Source organism: Burkholderia sp. GW821-FHT14F03 (assembly GCF_058803765.1).
Genome location: NZ_JBXAPG010000006.1, coordinates 122753 through 141480 on the forward strand (window position 1 = coordinate 122753; position 18728 = coordinate 141480).

An 18728-nucleotide genomic window follows, 5' to 3' on the forward strand; every position below is an offset into this window, starting at 1 on the left:
CGATGAAGCCGGCCTTCCTGATTACCGCGCTGCTGTGGCTGTCGGTGGCGGGGCTCGCGTTCGCGGTCGTGAAGCGCGCGTCGTACTGGCGGCTCGGCCGCGCGAGCGCGCCGGGCGCGTATGGCGTCGCGAACCTGTTCGCGATCCCGAAGCGCTACTTCGTCGATCTCCATCATGTCGTCGCGCGCGATCCGTACATCGCGAAGACGCACGTCGCGACCGCCGGCGGCGCGCTCGCGGCGCTCGCGCTGGTGTTCGTGAACTACGGTTTCGCGCTGTACTCGCCTTGGCTCGACCGGCTGATCCTGGTCGCGGCCGTCGCGATGCTGGTGGGCGCGGGCTTCGTGTGGCGTCGCCGGCGCGCGAAGGAGGCGCCCGTGCGCCTGTCGCGCGGGCCGTGGAATACGCTGCCCTGGCTGCTCGGCGCGTTCGCGCTCGGCCTCGTGCTGTACATGCTGGTGCCGGCCGCCGCGATGTCGGGCGCGTTCGCGCTGCTGTGCGCGGCGCTGATCGGCGCGGGCGCGTTCGCGATGACGCTGGGCGCGGCGCGCGGCGGACCGATGAAGCATGCGATCGCGGGGCTGCTGCATCTCGCGTTCCATCCGCGCCAGGAGCGTTTCGCGGCGAGCCGCGACGCCTACACGGGCCACGGCGCGGCGACGCCGCCGACCGCGCTGAAGCCGCCCGCGCTCGAACGCGGCGAGTACGGCGTCGGCCGCCCGGTCGAGTTTCGCTGGAACCAGCTGCTGAGCTTCGACGCCTGCGTGCAGTGCGGCAAGTGCGAGGCGGCGTGCCCGGCCTTCGCGTCCGGCCAGCCGCTGAATCCGAAGAAGCTGATCCAGGATCTCGTCACGGGCATGGCGGGCGGCACCGACGCGGGCTACGCGGGCAGCCCCACGCCGGGGATCCCGGTCGGCCGGCATGGCGGCGAGCCGGGCGGCCCGATCGTCTCGGGCCTGATCGAGGCCGACACGCTGTGGTCGTGCACCACCTGCCGCGCGTGCGTGCAGGAATGCCCGATGCTGATCGAACACGTCGACGCGATCGTCGACATGCGCCGCAACCAGACGCTCGCGTTCGGCGCGGTGCCGGGCAAGGGCGCGGAGGTGCTCGCGAACCTGCGGGAAACCGGCACGATGGGCGGCCACGACACGGCCGCGCGCTACGATTGGTCGGTGGACCTGGGCGCCCCCGTCGCGCAGCCGGGCCGGCCGGTCGACGTGCTGCTCGTGGTGGGCGAGGGCGGCTTCGACATGCGCTACCAGCGCACGCTGCGCGCGCTCGTGCGGATCCTGAATCAGGCGGGCGTCGACTACGCGGTGCTCGGCCGCGCGGAGACCGACACCGGCGACGTCGCGCGCCGGCTCGGCGACGAGGCCGCCTTCGAGCGTGCGGCGCGGCAGCTCATCGCGACGCTCGACGCGCTGTCGTTCCGGCAGATCGTCACGGCCGATCCGCACGTGATGCACAGCCTGCGCAATGAATACCGCGCGCTCGGCGCGCGCTACACGGTCAAGCACCATACCGGCTTCATCGCGGAGCTGGCGGACGCCGGCCGGATCGCGCCGAAGGCGGCCGAAGCGCTGCGCGACGCGCGCGTCACCTATCACGATCCCTGCTATCTCGGCCGCTACAACGGCGAGACCGACGCGCCGCGCCGCTTGCTGAAGTCGATCGGGATCGAGGTCGTGGAAATGGAGCGCCACGGCATGCGCGGCCGCTGCTGCGGGGGCGGCGGCGGCGCGCCGCTGACCGACATCCCCGGCAAGCAGCGGATTCCTGACATCCGCATCGCCGACGCGCGCGCGGTGCGCGCGGATGTGGTGGCGGTCGGCTGCCCGAACTGCACCGCGATGCTCGAGGGCGTGGTCGGGCCGCGCCCGGACGTGCTCGACGTCGCCGAACTCGTTGCCGCTGCGCTGGAGTGACACGATGAATCCGATCAAACGAATCGATCCCCGCCGGCCGTTCGTCGTCACGGCGGCCGGGCTGAAGCGCATCACGCTCGGCGAGACGGGCAGCGCCGATCCCGGCGCATGGCGCGCGTCGGCGCACGATGCGCCGGCCGTGAAGCCGCTGCGCGCGGCGGGCGAGCGCCGCTGCGTGCTGCTGGTCGCCGCGCACAGCGAGCGCGGCGCGCTCGACGAACATGCCAAGCAGACCGTGGCCGCCGCCGCGCTGCTCGCGGAGCCGGATACCGACGTGGCGCTGCTCGTGTTCGGCGAACTGAAGGAGGATCCGGCCGCGCTCGGCGTCGACCGGCTGATCGAGCTGCGCGACTTCGAGCGCCGCGCGTTCGCGCCGGAACAGGCGCTGGCCGCGCTGGCGGCGTGCGTCGCGGCGCTCGCGCCGCGCCACCTGCTGATGCCGGACAACGCGACGGGCGACGGCGACCTGGGCCGCCGCTACGCGGCCGCCGCGCGGGCCAGCGTCGCGACCCAGGTGGTCGAGATCGACGCGCGCCATGTCGGCGTGTACATCGATGCGAAGCGCGGCTTTGCGACCCGTGCGCTGCCCGAGGTCGTGCTGCTCGCGCCGAATGCGGTCGATCCGCGCCTGCCGTTCGTCGGCGCGGGCGAGCGCGTCGAGCTGGCGGCGCTGGTTCCGCCGGCGCAGGCGGCGTCGACCTATCGCGACCTCGGCATCGAGGAAGCCGACGCGGCGCAGGTGGCGCTCGAAGAAGCCGACTTCATCGTCTCGGCCGGCAACGGCGTGACCGACGTCGCCGCGTTCGGGCAGCTCGCGACGGTATTCGGCGCGGCGATCGGCGCGAGCCGCGTGGCTGTCGACAACGGCCATTTCAGCCGCGACAAGCAGGTGGGCGCGACCGGCAAGACCGTCGACGCAAGCCTCTACATCGCGTTCGGCATCTCGGGCGCGGTCCAGCATCTGCAGGGAATCAAGGATTGCCGGCACGTGATCGCGGTGAATCTCGACGCGAGCGCGCCGATCGCGAAGCGCGCGAACCTGACGATCGTCGGCGACGCGCGGGCGATCATCGCCGCGCTGATCGAGCAGGTGGGCGCGGCGCGCCGGCAGGGCCACGCCGCGCCGCGCGCGGCGCAACCGGAGGAGCTGGCCGCATGAACGACAACCGTACTCTCGAACGGATCGCCGTCCTGGTGTCGGTCGGCGTGCATCCCGTGAACGGCGCGCCGCGCTACGGCCGCAACGACGCATCCGCGCTCGCGCTCGGCCTGGCGCTCGCGGAACGCCATGCGGCGCGGCTCGACGTGTTCCACGCGGGCGACGCCGCGAATCCGGCGCTGGCCGACTATCTGGCGCTCGGCGCGCGCGAGGTCGAAGTGCTGCCGTGCGGCGCGGCCGATGACGCGGCCGCCGCGCTGGCGGCCCGGGTGCAGGGCTATGACCTGGTGCTGACCGGCACCCGCGCGGAAGGCGCGGGTGACAGCGGGATGCTGCCCTACCAGGTGGCGGCGGCGCTCGGTTGCCCCTGCATCGGCGCGGCGGTCGATCTCCAGGTCGACGCGGGCCGGGTCGCGGTGCGCCAGTTCCTGCCGAAAGGGTTGCGGCGGCGCGTCGACGCGCCGCTGCCGGCGCTCGTCGCCGTGCATCCGCTCGCGAACGCGCAGCCGCGCTATGCCTATGCGCGCCTGCGCGCGGGCAGCGTGAGCCCGTTGCGCGTGACGCCGCGCGCCGCGCCCGATGCCGGGGCCTGGTCGAACGGCCCCGTCGAACGCAAGCCGGTGCGCCTCGCGGCGGCCGAGAAGCGCTCGGGACATGCGCGGATGCTGTCCGCGACCACCACCGAAAGCCGCGGCGGAAACGTCGTAATTGAAGGGAGTTCGGTCGAAAAAGCACAAGTGATGCTGGCCTATTTGCGCGAGCATCAGCTCATCGACTATTGAGGCGCCGCCCCTCCATGCCTGTCGTCAACCCCCAGGAAAAGCAAGGAATCCGGAGCACACGATGAAAGTATCGGCAGACATTCGCGCACTGATCGAACGGCGCAAAGCGGGCTACAGTCTGGAGGCGCCGTTCTATCGCAGCGACGAGATCTTCGCGCTCGATATGGACGCGATTTTCCGCCAGCACTGGATCCAGGTCGGGGTCGAGCCCGATGTGCCCGAACCCGGTGACTATGTGACGGTGCAGCTCGGCGACGATTCGATCCTGATCGTGCGCGACGACGACATGGAGGTGCGCGCCTTCCACAATGTCTGCCGCCATCGCGGCGCGCGTCTGTGCAACGAGGGCAAGGGGTCGGTCGGCAACATCGTGTGCCCGTATCACAGCTGGACCTACAACCTGACGGGCCAGCTGATGTTCGCGGAGCACATGGGCGAGCAGTTCGACCGCTGCAAGCACAGCCTGAAGCCCGTGCATCTGGAGAACCTCGCGGGCCTGCTGTTCGTCTGCCTCGCGGAGACGCCGCCCGTCGATTTCGCGGTGATGCGCGCGGCGATGGAGCCGTACCTGCTGCCGCACGACCTGCCGAACACGAAGATCGCGGCGCAGGTCGACATCATCGAGCAGGGCAACTGGAAGCTGACGATGGAGAACAATCGCGAGTGCTACCACTGCGTCGCGAACCATCCGGAGCTGACGATCTCGCTGTACGAATACGGCTTCGGCTACCAGCCGTCGCCCGCGAACGCGGACGGCATGGCCGCGTTCGAGCGCACCTGCGCGGAGCGCGCCGAGCAATGGGCCGCGCTCGGTCTGCCGTCGGTGGAGGTCGACCGGCTCGGCGACACCACCGGCTTCCGCACGCAGCGGCTGCCGCTCGACCGCAGCGGCGAATCGCAGACGCTCGACGCGCGGGTCGCGTCGCGCGTGCTGCTCGGCGAGTTCCGGCAGTCCGACCTGGGCGGCCTGTCGTTCTGGACCCAGCCGAATTCGTGGCACCACTTCATGAGCGATCACATCGTCACGTTCTCGGTGATCCCGCTGTCGGCGGGCGAGACGCTCGTGCGCACCAAGTGGCTCGTGCACAAGGAGGCGAAGGAAGGCATCGACTACGACGTGAAGAACCTGACGGCCGTGTGGAACGCGACCAACGACCAGGACCGCGCGCTCGTCGAATACTCGCAGCGCGGCGCGGCGAGCAGCGCCTACGAACCGGGGCCGTACTCGCCGTACACCGAGGGGCTGGTCGAGAAGTTCTCGGCCTGGTACATCGGCCGTCTGGCCGCGCGGATCGCCGCATAGCGGGAGGGGGCGACAGATGATGCGAGATGTCGAGAATTTCGAGCCGGCCGACAGCCGCGTAAGCCGTCCCGCGTTCTGGCGCGCGCTGCCCGGCTGCTGGAACAGCGACGAAGAGGATGCGCTCGTGTGCTGCCAGGTGCGCCAGGAGACGCACGACGTGAAGAGCTTCTTCTTCCGTTCGCCGGCCGGGCGCGCCTTCGCGTTCGAGCCGGGGCAGTTCATCACGCTCGAAATCGAGATCGACGGCGAGCGCGTGAATCGCTGCTACACGATCTCGTCGTCGCCCGCGCGCCCGCACACGCTGTCGATCACGGTGAAGCGCGTGCCGGGCGGCACGGTGTCGAACTGGCTGCACGACAACCTGCAACCGGGCGCGTCGATCCGCGTGCTCGGCCCGGCGGGCGAATTCACCTGCGCGCGGCATCCGGCGCGCAAGTACCTGTTCCTGTCGGCCGGGTCCGGCATCACGCCGCTGATGTCGATGAGCCGCGCGCACCACGATCTCGCGGAGGACCGCGACATCGTGTTCGTGCACAGCGCGCGCACGCCGGACGACATCATCTTCGCGCGCGAGCTGGAATTGATCGCGGCGAGCCAGGCGAACTTCCGCACCGCGTTCGTGTGCGAGCGCGTCGGCGCGCGCACGCACTGGCACGGCGTGACGGGCTTCCTGTCGCTGTCCCTGCTGAAGCTGATGGCGCCGGATTTCATGGAGCGCGAGATCTTCACGTGCGGCCCCGCGCCGTACATGAAGGCGGTGCGCGACCTGCTCGACGAAGCGGGCTTCGCGCGCAGCCGCTATCACGAGGAAAGCTTCTCGTTCGAGACGCTGGCCGCGGAGGCGGCGGTCGACGCGTCGCCCGCCGCCGCGGAAGCCACCGACGCGGCGCAGTACACGGTGAGCTTCGCGAAGAGCCGGCGCGAAATCCATTGCGGCGCGGGCCAGCACGTGCTCGACGCCGCGCGGCAGGCCGGCGTGCGTCTGCCGGCCTCCTGCACGCAGGGCATGTGCGGCACCTGCAAGGTCAAGCTCGTCGAGGGGCAGGTCGAGATGAAGCACAACGGCGGGATCCGCCAGCGCGAGATCGATCAGGGCATGGTGCTGCTCTGCTGCAGCAAGCCGCTGTCGGATCTCGTGATCGACAAGTGACGCCGGGCGTGGCGGCGCGCGTCGCCGCCGGGCAAGGACGTGTCGCAAAAGAACGGTCGCGCGAATTTGTGGTTGAGGATGCTGGAACCTGAGAGGCGTTGCATTGTTCCCCCACCCCAAGGAGATCGACCATGAAACTTCTCGCCAGACTGCTGTGTGGCGGCGCGCTGTCCGCCCTGCTGGTCGCGGCCGCGCCGGTGCTCGCGGATGCGAAGCCGACGCTCAGGATCGGCTACGTCGAGGGCTGGGACGACAGCGTCGCGACCACCAACGTCGCCGCGCGGATCATCGAGAAGCGGCTCGGCTATCCGGTGCAGCTCGTGCCGGTGGCGGCGGGCGTGATGTGGCAGGGCGTGGCGCGCGGCGACCTCGATGCGACTCTGTCCGCCTGGCTGCCGGTCACGCAGGGCGCGTACTGGGATCAGTTCAAGACCAAGGTGGTGAACCTCGGCACGAACTTTCCCGATGCGCGGATCGGGCTGATCGTGCCCGACTACGTGAAGGCGAAGCGCATCGACGAGCTGGGCGCGGAGAAGGCCGACTTCGGCGGCCGCATCGTCGGCATCGACGCCGGCGCGGGCGTGATGCGCAAGACCGACGACGCGATCAGGAACTACGGCCTCGGCTACACGCTGATGGCCAGCTCGGGCGGTGCGATGACGGCGGAGCTGGCGCGCTCGATCCACGCGAACCGCCCGGTGGTGGTCACGGGCTGGGCGCCGCACTGGATGTTCGCGAAATGGAAGCTGCGCTTCCTCGACGATCCGAAGAAAGTCTACGGCGAGGCCGAACACGTCGACAGCGTCGCGAATCCGGGCCTCGAAACCAAGGCGAAACCGGTCGCGGCGTTCCTGCGGAAATTCCAGTGGAAACCGGGCGAGATCGACGGCGTGATGCTCGCGATCCGGAGCGGCGCGAAGCCCGATGCGGCCGCCGATGCGTGGATCGCCGCGCACGCGGATCGCGTGAACGAATGGGTCGCTTCCGCGCCATGAAGCCGTCTCGATCGTCATCGCGCGAAAGAGTGGAATTCATGGTGAGGATGGCGAATTAAATTTCACGAATCGCGTAATTTATCGATAAAAACAGACGTTTTCTGGACTTCCGAACACATCCGTTGTTAAACTATGTGATTGTGCGACGTCTTCACAGGGGGATTTGGATGAGTCACGCAGGGCTGCGAACATGCCGCGCAGACACGGTCGGAGACACGATCTCACATGATGTGAAGGGCCACACGCTGCATCGTGGCCTGACCTGGAAGGATGCATTCTGGGTCACGAGCGGCGTGCCTGCGGGCGTGCTGTTCACGATCGGCGGCGTGTGCGCCACGGTAGGCCAACCCGCGTGGGCGATCTGGATCGCCGCGATCACGATGGGCCTGGTTCAAAGCGCGACTTATGCGGAAATCTCCGGGCTGTTTCCCCATAAATCGGGCGGCGCGTCGGTGTACGGCGCGATTGGATGGGTGCGATACAGCAAGCTGATCGCTCCGGTTTCGGTGTGGTGCAACTGGCTCGCGTGGTCGCCAATGCTGGCGCTGGGCTGCGGGCTGGCCGCGAGCTACGCGCTCACGAGCCTGTTCCCGGCCGACGCCGCGATCCAGCACTGGCAATGGACCCTTGCCGACCTCGGTTTCATCAAGCCCGGCCTCACCCTGCGGATCAACGCGACCTTCGTGATCGCGGCGCTCCTGCTTCTCGTCACGTTCAAGCTGCAGCACAGCGGGGCCGCCAAGGCCGCGCGCACGCAGCGCATCCTCGGCATCGCCTCGCTCACGCCGCTGCTCATCGTCGGCATCGTGCCGTTCGTCACGGGCGACGTGCCCATGTCGAATCTCCTGCCGCTGTTGCCGCTCGGTCACGACGCGAACGGCCAGCTCACCGCCGCGTCGTTCGGCAGCTGGAACGGCCAGGGCGTCGTGATGGCGCTCGGCGCGATGTTCATGGCCGGTTGGGCCTCCTACGGATTCGAGACGGCGGTCTGCTACACGCGCGAATTCCGCGATCCGCGCCGCGACACCGCGAAGGCGATCTTCTGGTCGGGCGCGCTGTGCCTGGTCGTGATGACGCTGGTGCCGCTGGCGTTCCAGGGCGCGCTCGGCACGGCGGCGATGCTCGATCCGAAGATCGGCGACGGCACGGGCGTCGCGGCCGCGATGGCGAAGATCGTCGGCGGCGGCGCGTGGATCGCGAACGCGGTCGTCGTGATGCTGATGCTGTCGATCCTGCTGATCGTGATGACCTCGATGATGGGCTCGTCGCGCACGCTGTATCAGGCGTCGGTCGACGGCTGGCTGCCCAAGTACCTGTCGCAGGTGAACGAGCACGGCTCGCCGACGCGCGCGATGTGGACCGACCTCGGGTTCAACCTCGTCCTGCTGATGATGTCGGACTACATGACCGTGCTGTCGATCTCGAACGTCTGCTACATGCTGTTCGTGTTCCTGAATCTTCAGTCGGGCTGGATTCATCGCATGGACCGCGGCGGCTGGGAGCGGCCGTTCCGCTGCCCGACCTGGCTGCTGGCGCTGGGCGCGCTGTGCGGGTTCGCCAATCTCGTTTACGTGGGCGCGGGCGCCAACCTGCAAGGCGAGGGCACGCTGCGCAACGGGCTGATCGCGATGTTGCTGATCGTGCCGGTGTTCCTGTATCGCCATTACTGGCAGGATCGCGGGCGTTTCCCGGAGCAGATGCGGCGCGACGTGGTGTTGGCGGTGCCGGCGCGCAGCCGCTGGTTCGATGCTGCGCCATACGCGACGCTCGCGGGCGCGGCGCTGACTATCGGCGTCGCCTATTACTTTGCCTGGGTCAGGTAGGTCTGCGAAGAAATGCGGTGAACGAAGGCCCGGGTGCGGTTCAACCCGGGCCTTCTGGTTTTGAGGCGCGGTGGTGCGCGACGATCAGCGGGCTTCGCGCGCGGCCGCTCAGGGCGCACCTGCTTCGTGATACACCGCGTCATCCTCGTCGAGCGTGTGCGTGAAGCTCGCCGGCACCATCACCCGGCGCGATGGATCCGCGTCACCGGCGTCGAGCAGCGCGTATGCCTCCGCCATCATCTTCTGAACATCCTGGCGCAGCATCGTCACGTCGAACGGTAGATGCGCGGCGAAAGGATCCCAGTCGAAGCAGCCGACTACCGCATCGCGCCACGCGGCGGCGGGCAGATCCGACGTGAACTGCACGAGCCCCTCGAACGCCGTGATCGAGTTCATCAGCACGCCGGCCGGAAAGTGACCCAGCGCGCCGCGACGCTGAGCGAGCGCGTGACGCGCGGCCGCGGGACTATAGCCGCAGCAGTCGATCGCGTCCGGCGCGGGCGCGGCGAGTCCACGTTGGTCGAAGGCGTCGCGGAAGCCGGCGATCCGTTCAGCGGTCGCGTATTCGCCGGCGATGCCGCCCAGCATGACCAGCGCCGCCGGGGGCGCGCCACGCGCCAGCAGCTTGTCGAGCAGGACCCCGGCAAGCCGCGCGGCGCCGGCGCGGTTGTCCGTCACCACCGACGGCGCGCCCGCGCCGGGCAGGTCGAGATTCACGCACGGCACGCCCGCGTCCGCACAGAGCAGGTTGAGCGGCTCCGGGTCGCGCACGCCCGCGATGAATAGCAGTTCGACGCGTTGCGCGAGCAAGGTCCGCACGACGTCATGCTCGACCGTCGCGTCGCGCTGCGTGCCGACCACGATCGGGCATAAGCCGCGCTGACGCGCGTGGTCCTCGAAGTGCTGCGCGAGCCCCGCGAAGAAGCGGTTGCGATAGTGTGGAATGATCATGCCCGCGAGCCCCGAGCGCGACAGGCGCAGGCCGCGCGCGCTGAGGTTCACGTGATAGCCGAGTGCGCGCGCGCTCGCGAGAATGCGCTGCGCGGTCTCCTCCTTGATGCGATAGCGTGCCCAGGTGCCGTTCAGCACCATGCTGACCGTCGACGTGGACGCGCCCGTCGCCTTCGCGATGTCGTAGATCGTGGACTTGCGTCCGCCATTGCCGCTCTTCATCCGCCACCCTCGGTCTGTTTGTTCTCGTTGCGTGCCCCAACTCACGGGATGTCAGGGTTTTCCCATGCTTACAACGGAAGCTGAATGGATTCAGCATACACGAAACCAAAGAGCTGAATCCATTCAGCAAACCCGAAGGTGGAATTTTAAAATTGGGCGGTCGCGCCCGCTGGAGGAGACATGTCGACGAGCATCGTGCGCGCGCTGTGCGCGGGAATCATCGCCTTGGCGCTGACGGCCGGTCCGGCCGTCGGCTCGCCGGACCAACCGGTGATCGGCGTGGTGGTGAAGGTGGGCGGCATTCCGTGGTTCAACGCGATGGAGGCCGGCATCCGCAAGCGTGCGGCGCAACTCGGCGTGAAGGCTTTCATGATCGGGCCGACGAGCGCGGATCCGGCGCTCCAGGTGCGGGCGATCGAGGACTTGATCGCGCAGCGCGTCGACGTGATCGGCGTCGTGCCGAACGATGCCCAGGTGCTGGAGCCGGTGCTGCAGCGCGCCCGCGCCGCCGGCATCAAGGTGATCACGCACGAATCGCCGCGCCAACAGAACGCGGACTGGGATTTCGAACTGGCCTCCGCGAAGGGATTCGGCGAGGCCTACGCGAAGAAGCTTGCGCAGGCGCTGGGCGGCACGGGCGAATACGCGGTCTTCGTCGGGTCGCTCACGGTGCCGCTGCACAACGCGTGGGCGGATGCCGCCATCGCGTATCTGAAGGCGAATCAGCCGGGCATGAAGCTCGTGGGCGACCGCTATGGCGTGGCCGAGGACGTCGATGCTTCACGCCGGACCGCGCTCGACCTGATGCGCGCGCATCCGAACCTGAGGGCGATTCTGGCATTCGGCAGCCAGGGGCCGATCGGCGCCGCGCGCGCGGTGGCCGAACGCAATGCGAAGGGCAAGGTGTTCGTGCTGGGCCCGTTCTCGCCGGGGCAGGGCCGGCGTCTCGTCCACGACGGCGTGTTGAGCGGCGGTTACATGTGGAATCCCGAGCAGGCGGGCGAGGTGTTCGTCACGCTCGGCACGATGGTCGCGAAGGGGCAGCCGATCAAGGACGGCATGACGATTCCGGGGCTTGGCGTCGTCCACCCCGTCGGGCATACGCTGATCGTCGATCAACTGGTCGAGTTGAACGCCGCGACGGTCGACGCACTCGCGAAGCAAGGGCTGTGAGCGTCGCCGTGCAGCGACCCGACAGGAGGACGACGATGCGCTCCGTGATGCCGAACGAATCGAGCCCGCCCGCCGTGGCCGGGTGCGCGCCGCTGCTCGCGCTCGATAACGTGTCGAAGTGCTTCGGCGGCGTGCATGCGCTGCGGCAGGTGCGGTTCGACGTGATGCCCGGCGAGGTGCTGTGTCTCGCGGGAGAAAACGGTTGCGGCAAGAGCACGCTGATCAAGATCGTGAGCGGCGTCCACGCGCCGGAACCGGGCGCGCGCATCTGCTTCGACGGCCGTCGGCTCGACCGGCTCGATCCGGCCGTCGCGCGCGCGCTCGGGATCCAGGTGATCTGGCAGGATCTCGCGCTGTTCGCGGAGCTCACGGTGGCCGAGAACATCGCGTTCGAATACAACCTCGGGGCGCGGCCGCGCCTGGTCGATGACCGCCGGACGGCGGCTGCCGCGGCGCGCATTCTCGAACGGCTCGGCGTGCCGCTCGCGCTCGATGCGCCCGTGCGCGCGCTGTCGATCGCGCAGCGGCAGACCGTCGCGATTGCCCGTGCGCTCGTCGCCGATGCGCGGCTCGTGTTCATGGACGAACCGACCGCGTCGCTCAGCCATGCCGAGACGCGCGCATTGCTCGCGATCGTGCGGCGGCTGTCGGACGACGGCATCGCCGTGGTGTTCGTGAGCCATCGGCTCGCCGAAGTGCTCGACGTGTGTACCCGGGTCACGGTGATGCGCGACGGCGCGCTGGTCGGCAGCTTCCCGACCGCGGGCATGACCCAGGCGCGCCTCGCGGAGCTGATGACGGGCCGCCGCCTCGACGATGCGGTGCGTGCAGCCGATCGCGCCGATGCGCCCGTCGTGCTCGAGGTCGATGGTCTGTCCCGACATGGCGAGTACGACGACGTGTCGTTCGCGCTGCGCCGGGGGGAGATCCTCGGCGTGACGGGCCGGCTCGGCGCGGGCCGCACCGAGCTTGCGCTGTCGTTGTTCGGCATGACCCGGCCGACGGCCGGCGCGATCCGGCTCGAAGGCCGGCCGCTCGCGCTCGCGTCCAATCGCGACGCGATCCGCGCCGGCATCGCGTACGTGTCGGAAGACCGCTTGCAGCTCGGGCTCGTGCAGGCGCAGTCGATCGGCGACAACACGGTGCTGGCCGTACTCAAGCGCCTGCTCGGCGCGGCGGGGCTGATCTCGCCGCGCCGTCGCGCCGTGCTCGTCGACGACTGGATCGGCCGGCTCGCGGTCAGGGTCGGTCGCGTGGACGATCCGGTGTCGACGCTGTCGGGCGGCAACCAGCAGCGCATCGTGCTGGCGAAATGGCTGGCCGCCGGGCCGAAGGTGCTGATCCTCGATGCGCCGACGGTCGGCGTCGACGTCGGCGCGCGCGCGGGCATTTTCGCGATCGTGCGCGAGCTGGCCGCCGGCGGCATGGCGATCCTGCTGATCTCCGACGAAATTCCCGAGGTGTACTTCAACGCCGACCGGATCCTGCACATGCGCGACGGCCGCATCGTCGCGCAATACGTGCCGGGCGCGGTCGACATCGATCAGATCGAGCGGGACGTCCATGCGTGAATCCATCCGACCCTCGGCATTCGGCGCGGTCGAGCGGCTGCTGTGCGCGGCCATCGTGCTGATGGCGCTCGGCCTCGCGCTCGCCTCGCCGGCGTTCCTCACGGTGTCGAACCTGTTCGACCTCCTGAACCAGAGCGCGGTCAACCTGATCTTCGCGGCCGGCCTGCTGGTCGTGCTGATCGCGGGCGGCATCGACATCTCGTTCGCGGTCGGCGCATCGGTCGTCCAGTATCTGACCGCGCTGACCATGATGCGGCTCGGCGGCGGCAACTGGGCGCTCGGTTTTGCCGCCGCGGCCGGCTACGGGGCGCTGCTCGGGGCGTTCAACGCCACGCTCGTGCAGCGCTTTCGCATCGTGTCGATCGTTGCGACGATCGCCACCTTCAACCTGTTCTTCGGCGGCCTGATGTTCGCGACGGGCGGTGTGTCGATCTACGATCTGCCGGACTGGTGGACCCGCCGCGTGTCGCTCGTGCGGGTCGAGACGGCGGGCGGCGTCGCCGACCTCGCGCTGCCGGCCGGCGTGATGGCCGTGGTGGTGGCCACGACCTGGTTCCTGCTCGCGCGCACGACGACCGGCCGGCAGTTGTACGCGGCGGGCGATAACCCGGAGGCTGCGCGCCGCATCGGCATTCCGATCGGCGCGATGCACTACATCGCGTACGGCTGGCTCGGGATGACGGCGGGCATCGCCGGATTGATGCAGGCGCACGACGTGCAGGAAGTGGTGCCCAACGCGCTCTACGGGCGCGAACTCGACGTGCTCGCGGCCGTGGTGCTCGGCGGCGCGCGGTTGGGCGGCGGGCGCGGCAGCGTGCCCGGCGCGGTGCTCGGGATCCTGCTGGTGTCGTTGACCGCGAACGGGCTCAACCTGCTCGGCATTTCGCCGTACGCCTTCAAGATGATTGTCGGCGCGATCATTCTCGCCGCGATCACGTTGTCCGGCGAGCGCGTCACCCGTCTGTTCGGCGCGCGTCGCGTCGTGTCGCCCCGTGCCGGAGGTCGGCCATGAATTCCCGTTCTCCCCGGCGCGTCGTGCCGGCCGACGTGGCCGGCCTGCTCGGCTTCCTGGCGCTCGTCACCCTCGCGCTGGGCATGGCCTCGCCCCGCTTCCTGACGGGCGGCACCTTCGTGTCGATCGCCTTCCAGCTGCCGGAGCTGGGTTTGTTCGCGCTGGCGATGCTGCTGCCGTTGATGTCGGGCGGCATCAATCTCGCGGTGACGTTCACCGCGAACCTCGCCGGGCTCGCGATGGCGGCGGTGATCCAGGCGCACGGCGGCGCGGACGCGAGCCTCGGCGTGATCGTCGCGGGCGCCGCCGCCGCGCTGGCGACGGGCGCGGCGATCGGCTGGCTGATCGGCGCGATCATTGCCTGCACGGGCGCGAGCGCCATCCTGGTGTCGCTGTCCGCCATGATCTTCGTGCGCGGCCTCGGCGAATATCTGACCCGGGGCGGCGACATTTCCGGCTTTCCACCCGCCGTACGCGCGCTCGGCAACGGGATCTGGCTCGGCATTCCCGCGCCGTTGTGGGTCTTCGCGGGCTGCGCGCTGCTGATGCATGTCGTGCTTGCATACACGCGGCTGGGTTTCGTCACACGCATGATCGGTTCGAATCTCGAAGCGACCCGCTATTCCGGCATCGCGACGGCGCGCTCGCTCGCGCGCGTCTACATGCTGTCGGGGCTCATGTGCGGCGTGGCCGGCATCGTCATGCTGGCCCGTTTCAATTCGGTGCGGGTCGGGCATGGCGAGGCGCTGCTGCTGATCGCCGTGCTTGCCTGCTTTCTCGGTCGCGTCGATCCGTTCGGCGGTTTCGGCCGGGTTGCGCCGGTGGTGGTGGCGCTCGTGATCCTGCAGGTGATGGCCTCGGGGCTCAACCTGCTCGGCGCGAGCCAGCATCTCGCGACCGCGCTGTGGGGCGCGTTCCTGCTCGCGGTGATGGCGGCCCGCTGGGGCTGGACCCGGATCGCGCCGCGGCTGTTCGCGCGGATTCATATCGCGGGGCGCGCGACGGGCGGCCCCGGATCTCGTCAACGAAGGGGGAGCGAATGAACAAGCTGGGCGTACATGCGTTGGTGTGGGAGGCCGACTGGTCGCGTGAGGCCTGCGCGCGGGCGATCGCGCGGACGGCCGAGACCGGCTTCGATTTCATCGAGGTGCCGGCGCTCGACCCGGCATCGATCGATGTCGCGTTCACCCGGCGCGAACTCGAACGCAACGGCCTGGGCGTGACGTTTTCGCTCGGGCTCGACGCGGAGTCCGACATCGCGAGCGGCGACCCGGCGAAGGCCGCGCGCGGCCTGCGCAAGCTGGAAGATGCGTTGCGCGTCGCGCGCGACTGCGGCGCGACGCATCTCTGTGGCATCCTCTACTCGGCATTTCAAAAATATGCGGTCCCGGCGACGCCGGAAGGTATCGCGATGTCGGTCGATGTGCTCGCCCGGGTCGCGGAGCAGGCCGAGGCGAGCGGCATCACGCTCGGCCTGGAGGTGGTCAACCGTTATGAATCGAACGTGCTGAATACGGCGTCGCAGGGCGTCGAGCTGTGCCGGCGGATTGACCGGCGCATGGTGAAAGTGCATCTGGATACCTATCACATGAATATCGAGGAATCCGACGCGGCGGCCGCGGTCCGCGAGACCGGCGCGTATCTCGGCTATGTCCACGTCGGCGATTCGCATCGCGGCTACCTGGGCTCGGGCAGCATCGATTTCACGGCAATTTTTCGCGCGCTCGCGGCAACCGGGTACGCGGGGCCGATCGCGTTCGAGAGTTTCTCGTCGCGCGTGGTCGGGCAGCCGCTCGAAGGGATCCTCGCGATCTGGCGCAACCTGTGGGAAGACAGCGGCGATCTGGCCGCCCACGCGCTCGCGTATATGCGCGTGCAGCTGAAGGCGGCGCGGGAAGTCCTGAAGCAGGCCGAGCGGAGTCAATTGTCATGAGCGGGATGGCAACGAAGGCAAGCGCCGTGGACGCCGACACCCTGCTCGCCGCGCTGCGCGACACGCAACACGCGCCGCGCCGCGTGATCGCGATTGCCGGGCCGCCCGGCTCGGGCAAGAGCACCTTCGCCGCCCACCTGTGCGATGCCCTCAACGCGACCACCCCGGGCGTCGCGGCGGTACTCGCGATGGACGGCTTTCATTTCGACGACCGCGTGCTGAACGCGCGCGGCCAGCGCGCGCGCAAGGGTGCGCCGTTCACCTTCGACGTCGACGGGCTCGCCGCGCTGCTCGCGCGGCTGCGTGCGGACGACGGCAAGGCGATCGCGGTGCCGGTATTCGACCGCACGCTGGAAATCGCGCGCGCGGGCGCGGAGATCGTGCCTGCATCGGCGCGGCTCGTGTTCGTCGAGGGCAATTATCTGCTGCTCGACGATCCCGACTGGGCGGTGCTGCGGCCGCTGTTCGACGCGACGGTGATGCTGGCCGTGCCGCGCCCGGTGCTGGTCGAGCGGCTCGCCGCGCGCTGGCGCGGGTATGGGATGGATGACGCGGCGATCCGCGCGAAGCTCGACGACAACGATCTTCCGAATGTCGATCTCGTGCAGGCGCACAGCGTGGCGGCGGACTTCGTGGTGGAAAACGGCGCGGCGCAGACGGAGTGACCGGCGTCACGTTGCCTGCCTCCGGAGTCGGATTCCCCTGACGATAAGCATCGTAGGCGCAGACCGGGCACCCGCACCGGCCCGCCCGCCCCCTACGAAAACACCACCGTCCGATCCCCGTTGAGAAACACGCGCCGCTCGATGAACGCCTTGACCGCGCGCGCGAGCGTGATGCACTCCACGTCGCGCCCGGCCGCGAGCAGCTGTTCCGGCCGATAGGCATGGTCGACCCGCTCGACCACCTGCTCGATGATCGGCCCTTCGTCGAGATCGTCGGTGACGAAATGCGCGGTCGCGCCGATCAGCTTCACGCCGCGCGTATGCGCCTGATGGTAGGGCTTCGCCCCCTTGAAGCCGGGCAGGAACGAATGATGGATGTTGATCGCTCGGTTTCCGAGCCGCGCGCTGGTTTCCGGCGACAGCACCTGCATGTAGCGCGCGAGGATCACCAGCTCCGCGCCGCTCGTCTCGAACAGGTCGAGCCACTGTGCTTCCTGCTGCGCCTTGGTGTCCGCCGTGATGGGGAAATGCCGGAACGGCAGGCCGTGCTGCGCGGCCAGCGGCGCGAGGTCGGGATGATTCGACGCGATCCCGATGATGTCCATCTTCAGTTCGCCCATCTTCCAGCGGAACAGCAGGTCCGCGAGGCAATGCTCGAGCTTCGACACCAGGATCAGCACCTTCGGGCGCGCGCTCGCGTCGTGGATCGCCCATTGCATGTCGAAGCCGGCCGCGATCGGCGCGAACTCGCGGCGCAGCGCGTCGAGATCCGGCGGCGCGGTTGCGTCATCCGTCGGATGAAACCCGCAGCGCACGAAGAAGCGCTGGCTCAGATCGTCGTCGAATACGCTCAGCTCGTCGATATAGCAGCGGCGCCGGTCGAGGAAGCCGACCACCGCCGCCACCTGGCCGGCGGCGCTCGGGCAGGACAGGGTCAGCACGAACGAAGGGGGGCGGGATGGGGCGGTCATGCGTTCCTCGGTTCTCGTTGAGCGGGACGCGCCCGGCGCGGGCCGGATGCGTGGCTCAAGTAGAGCAGGGCCGCGCCCCGCGCGGATAGAACCGGAACGCCGTGCCGCTGGTATCGGCGCGTCAGGCCGGCAGCGCCGCCGCGCACGCGTCGAGCAGCCAGCGGCGGAACAGCGACACCGCCGGCGCTTCCGGGCGCGCGGGCGGCCGCACGAGGAAGTAGCCGCGCGGCGTGACGACCGGCGTGTCGATCAGCCGCACCAACTGGCCGCTCTCGATCAGCGCGTCGACGAGCGGCGCCCAGCCGAGCGCGACGCCCTGGTGCATCAGCGCCGCGTGGATCACGAGCGCGTAGCTGTTGAAGGTGAGCCCGTGCGTGCCGTGCGGCGCATCGAGGTCATGCGCGCCGAACCAGTCGCGCCATGCGAGCCAGCGCTCCGGGTCGGTCGGCTGCACGTGCAGCAGGGGCAGGGGCAGCAGGTCGGCCGGGCGCGCGACGGCCGCGGCGTGCGCGGCGCGGAACGCGGGCGAGCAGACGGGCGTGACCGCTTCCGGGAACAGCCGCGTCGACGTGCAGGACGGCCATGCGCCGTCGCCGAACAGGATCGCGACGTCGGCCTGCTCGCGCCGCGGATCGAGCGCCTGCGAGGTGACCACGCGCACGTCCACGTCGGGCATCGCGCGCTTCAATTCGGCCAGGCGCGGCATCAGCCAGTAGGTGGCGAAGCCGAAATCGGTGACGAGGGTCAGCGCGCCGCGCGCGCGGCGCGCGCGAATGTCGGCGCTCGCGACGCGCAGCGCGTCGAGGCTGTGGCGCACCGCCTCGAACAGCCGCGCGCCGTCCTCGGTCAGCGTCACGCCGCGATGGCCGCGCGCGAACAGCGGCGCGCCCAGATCGGTTTCCAGCTGCACGACGCGCTGGCTGACGGCCGGTTGCGTCGCGCCCAGCTCGCGTGCGGCGGCCGTGAAGCTCGCGAGGCGCGCGGCCGATTCGAATGCCGACAGCGCCTGCAGCGGCGGCAGCGGGTCTGGTCTCGTCATAAGCACCTCTAATGGGCTCATAAGAATCGGGCGTCTTCACGGCGCGCCGCC

The 18728-nt window shown here is 69.5% G+C and carries 16 protein-coding genes; 13 read left to right on the top strand and 3 right to left on the bottom strand.

The window, feature by feature from the left end; all coding sequences use genetic code 11:
- Positions 1 to 2: 2 nt before the first annotated feature.
- From AC1RQF_RS06550 to AC1RQF_RS06580, 7 genes are all read left to right on the top strand, one after another.
- Positions 3 to 1928 (top strand): (Fe-S)-binding protein, encoded by a 1926-nt coding sequence (locus AC1RQF_RS06550; protein WP_492871580.1) that lies wholly within the window; start codon positions 3 to 5, stop codon positions 1926 to 1928.
- A gap of 4 nt (positions 1929 to 1932) precedes the next feature.
- Positions 1933 to 3087 carry an electron transfer flavoprotein subunit alpha/FixB family protein gene (locus AC1RQF_RS06555; RefSeq protein ID WP_273997744.1) on the top strand — a complete coding sequence of 385 codons (1155 nt, stop codon included), beginning with the start codon at positions 1933 to 1935 and terminating at the stop codon, positions 3085 to 3087.
- The gene (locus tag AC1RQF_RS06560; RefSeq protein ID WP_492871582.1) at positions 3084 to 3869 is read left to right on the top strand and encodes an electron transfer flavoprotein subunit beta/FixA family protein; all 786 of its coding nucleotides are present in this window, start codon (positions 3084 to 3086) and stop codon (positions 3867 to 3869) included. Before AC1RQF_RS06555 ends, AC1RQF_RS06560 begins: the two co-directional genes overlap by 4 nt.
- Before the next feature lie 61 nt (positions 3870 to 3930).
- Positions 3931 to 5172 (top strand): aromatic ring-hydroxylating oxygenase subunit alpha, encoded by a 1242-nt coding sequence (locus tag AC1RQF_RS06565; protein WP_273997748.1) that lies wholly within the window; start codon positions 3931 to 3933, stop codon positions 5170 to 5172.
- A 16-nt stretch (positions 5173 to 5188) separates the two neighbouring features.
- Positions 5189 to 6322 carry an FAD-binding oxidoreductase gene (locus AC1RQF_RS06570; RefSeq protein WP_273997749.1) on the top strand — a complete coding sequence of 378 codons (1134 nt, stop codon included), beginning with the start codon at positions 5189 to 5191 and terminating at the stop codon, positions 6320 to 6322.
- A 131-nt stretch (positions 6323 to 6453) separates the two neighbouring features.
- Positions 6454 to 7317 (top strand): glycine betaine ABC transporter substrate-binding protein, encoded by an 864-nt coding sequence (locus tag AC1RQF_RS06575; RefSeq protein WP_492871583.1) that lies wholly within the window; start codon positions 6454 to 6456, stop codon positions 7315 to 7317.
- 167 nt (positions 7318 to 7484) lie between these two features.
- Positions 7485 to 9140: a trimethylamine N-oxide permease gene (locus AC1RQF_RS06580; RefSeq protein WP_273997751.1), complete on the top strand. Its 1656-nt coding sequence runs from the start codon at positions 7485 to 7487 to the stop codon at positions 9138 to 9140.
- A 108-nt stretch (positions 9141 to 9248) separates the two neighbouring features.
- Here the strand turns inward: AC1RQF_RS06580 and AC1RQF_RS06585 are convergent, their stop codons facing one another.
- Positions 9249 to 10313: a LacI family DNA-binding transcriptional regulator gene (locus tag AC1RQF_RS06585; protein WP_273997752.1), complete on the bottom strand. Its 1065-nt coding sequence runs from the start codon at positions 10311 to 10313 to the stop codon at positions 9249 to 9251.
- 180 nt (positions 10314 to 10493) lie between these two features.
- Here AC1RQF_RS06585 and AC1RQF_RS06590 point away from each other — a divergent pair, with 180 nt between their 5' ends.
- The 6 genes from AC1RQF_RS06590 to AC1RQF_RS06615 are packed head-to-tail and all read left to right on the top strand — an operon-like array spanning position 10494 to position 16667.
- Positions 10494 to 11486 (top strand): substrate-binding domain-containing protein, encoded by a 993-nt coding sequence (locus tag AC1RQF_RS06590; RefSeq protein ID WP_273997753.1) that lies wholly within the window; start codon positions 10494 to 10496, stop codon positions 11484 to 11486.
- Positions 11487 to 11521: 35 nt separating this feature from the next.
- A complete protein-coding gene (locus AC1RQF_RS06595; RefSeq protein ID WP_492871584.1) occupies positions 11522 to 13057 on the top strand; it encodes a sugar ABC transporter ATP-binding protein in 1536 nt (511 codons plus the stop codon).
- Positions 13050 to 14069: an ABC transporter permease gene (locus tag AC1RQF_RS06600; RefSeq protein WP_492871585.1), complete on the top strand. Its 1020-nt coding sequence runs from the start codon at positions 13050 to 13052 to the stop codon at positions 14067 to 14069. The genes AC1RQF_RS06595 and AC1RQF_RS06600 overlap by 8 nt, the downstream gene beginning before the upstream one ends.
- Positions 14066 to 15112 carry an ABC transporter permease gene (locus AC1RQF_RS06605; protein ID WP_273997758.1) on the top strand — a complete coding sequence of 349 codons (1047 nt, stop codon included), beginning with the start codon at positions 14066 to 14068 and terminating at the stop codon, positions 15110 to 15112. The genes AC1RQF_RS06600 and AC1RQF_RS06605 overlap by 4 nt, the downstream gene beginning before the upstream one ends.
- Positions 15109 to 16002 (top strand): sugar phosphate isomerase/epimerase family protein, encoded by an 894-nt coding sequence (locus AC1RQF_RS06610; protein ID WP_492871586.1) that lies wholly within the window; start codon positions 15109 to 15111, stop codon positions 16000 to 16002. Before AC1RQF_RS06605 ends, AC1RQF_RS06610 begins: the two co-directional genes overlap by 4 nt.
- Positions 15999 to 16667, top strand: a complete 669-nt coding sequence (locus tag AC1RQF_RS06615) for a nucleoside/nucleotide kinase family protein (protein WP_492871588.1) — start codon at positions 15999 to 16001, stop codon at positions 16665 to 16667. The genes AC1RQF_RS06610 and AC1RQF_RS06615 overlap by 4 nt, the downstream gene beginning before the upstream one ends.
- A 92-nt stretch (positions 16668 to 16759) precedes the next feature.
- Here AC1RQF_RS06615 and purU read toward each other — a convergent pair whose 3' ends face one another.
- Together purU and AC1RQF_RS06625 are read right to left on the bottom strand one after the other, a co-directional pair.
- Positions 16760 to 17638, bottom strand: coding sequence for a formyltetrahydrofolate deformylase (purU, locus tag AC1RQF_RS06620; protein WP_273997763.1), 879 nt, complete (start codon positions 17636 to 17638; stop codon positions 16760 to 16762).
- A 121-nt stretch (positions 17639 to 17759) separates the two neighbouring features.
- Positions 17760 to 18677, bottom strand: a complete 918-nt coding sequence (locus AC1RQF_RS06625) for a choline sulfate utilization transcriptional regulator (RefSeq protein ID WP_492871589.1) — start codon at positions 18675 to 18677, stop codon at positions 17760 to 17762.
- Positions 18678 to 18728 lie beyond the last annotated feature (51 nt).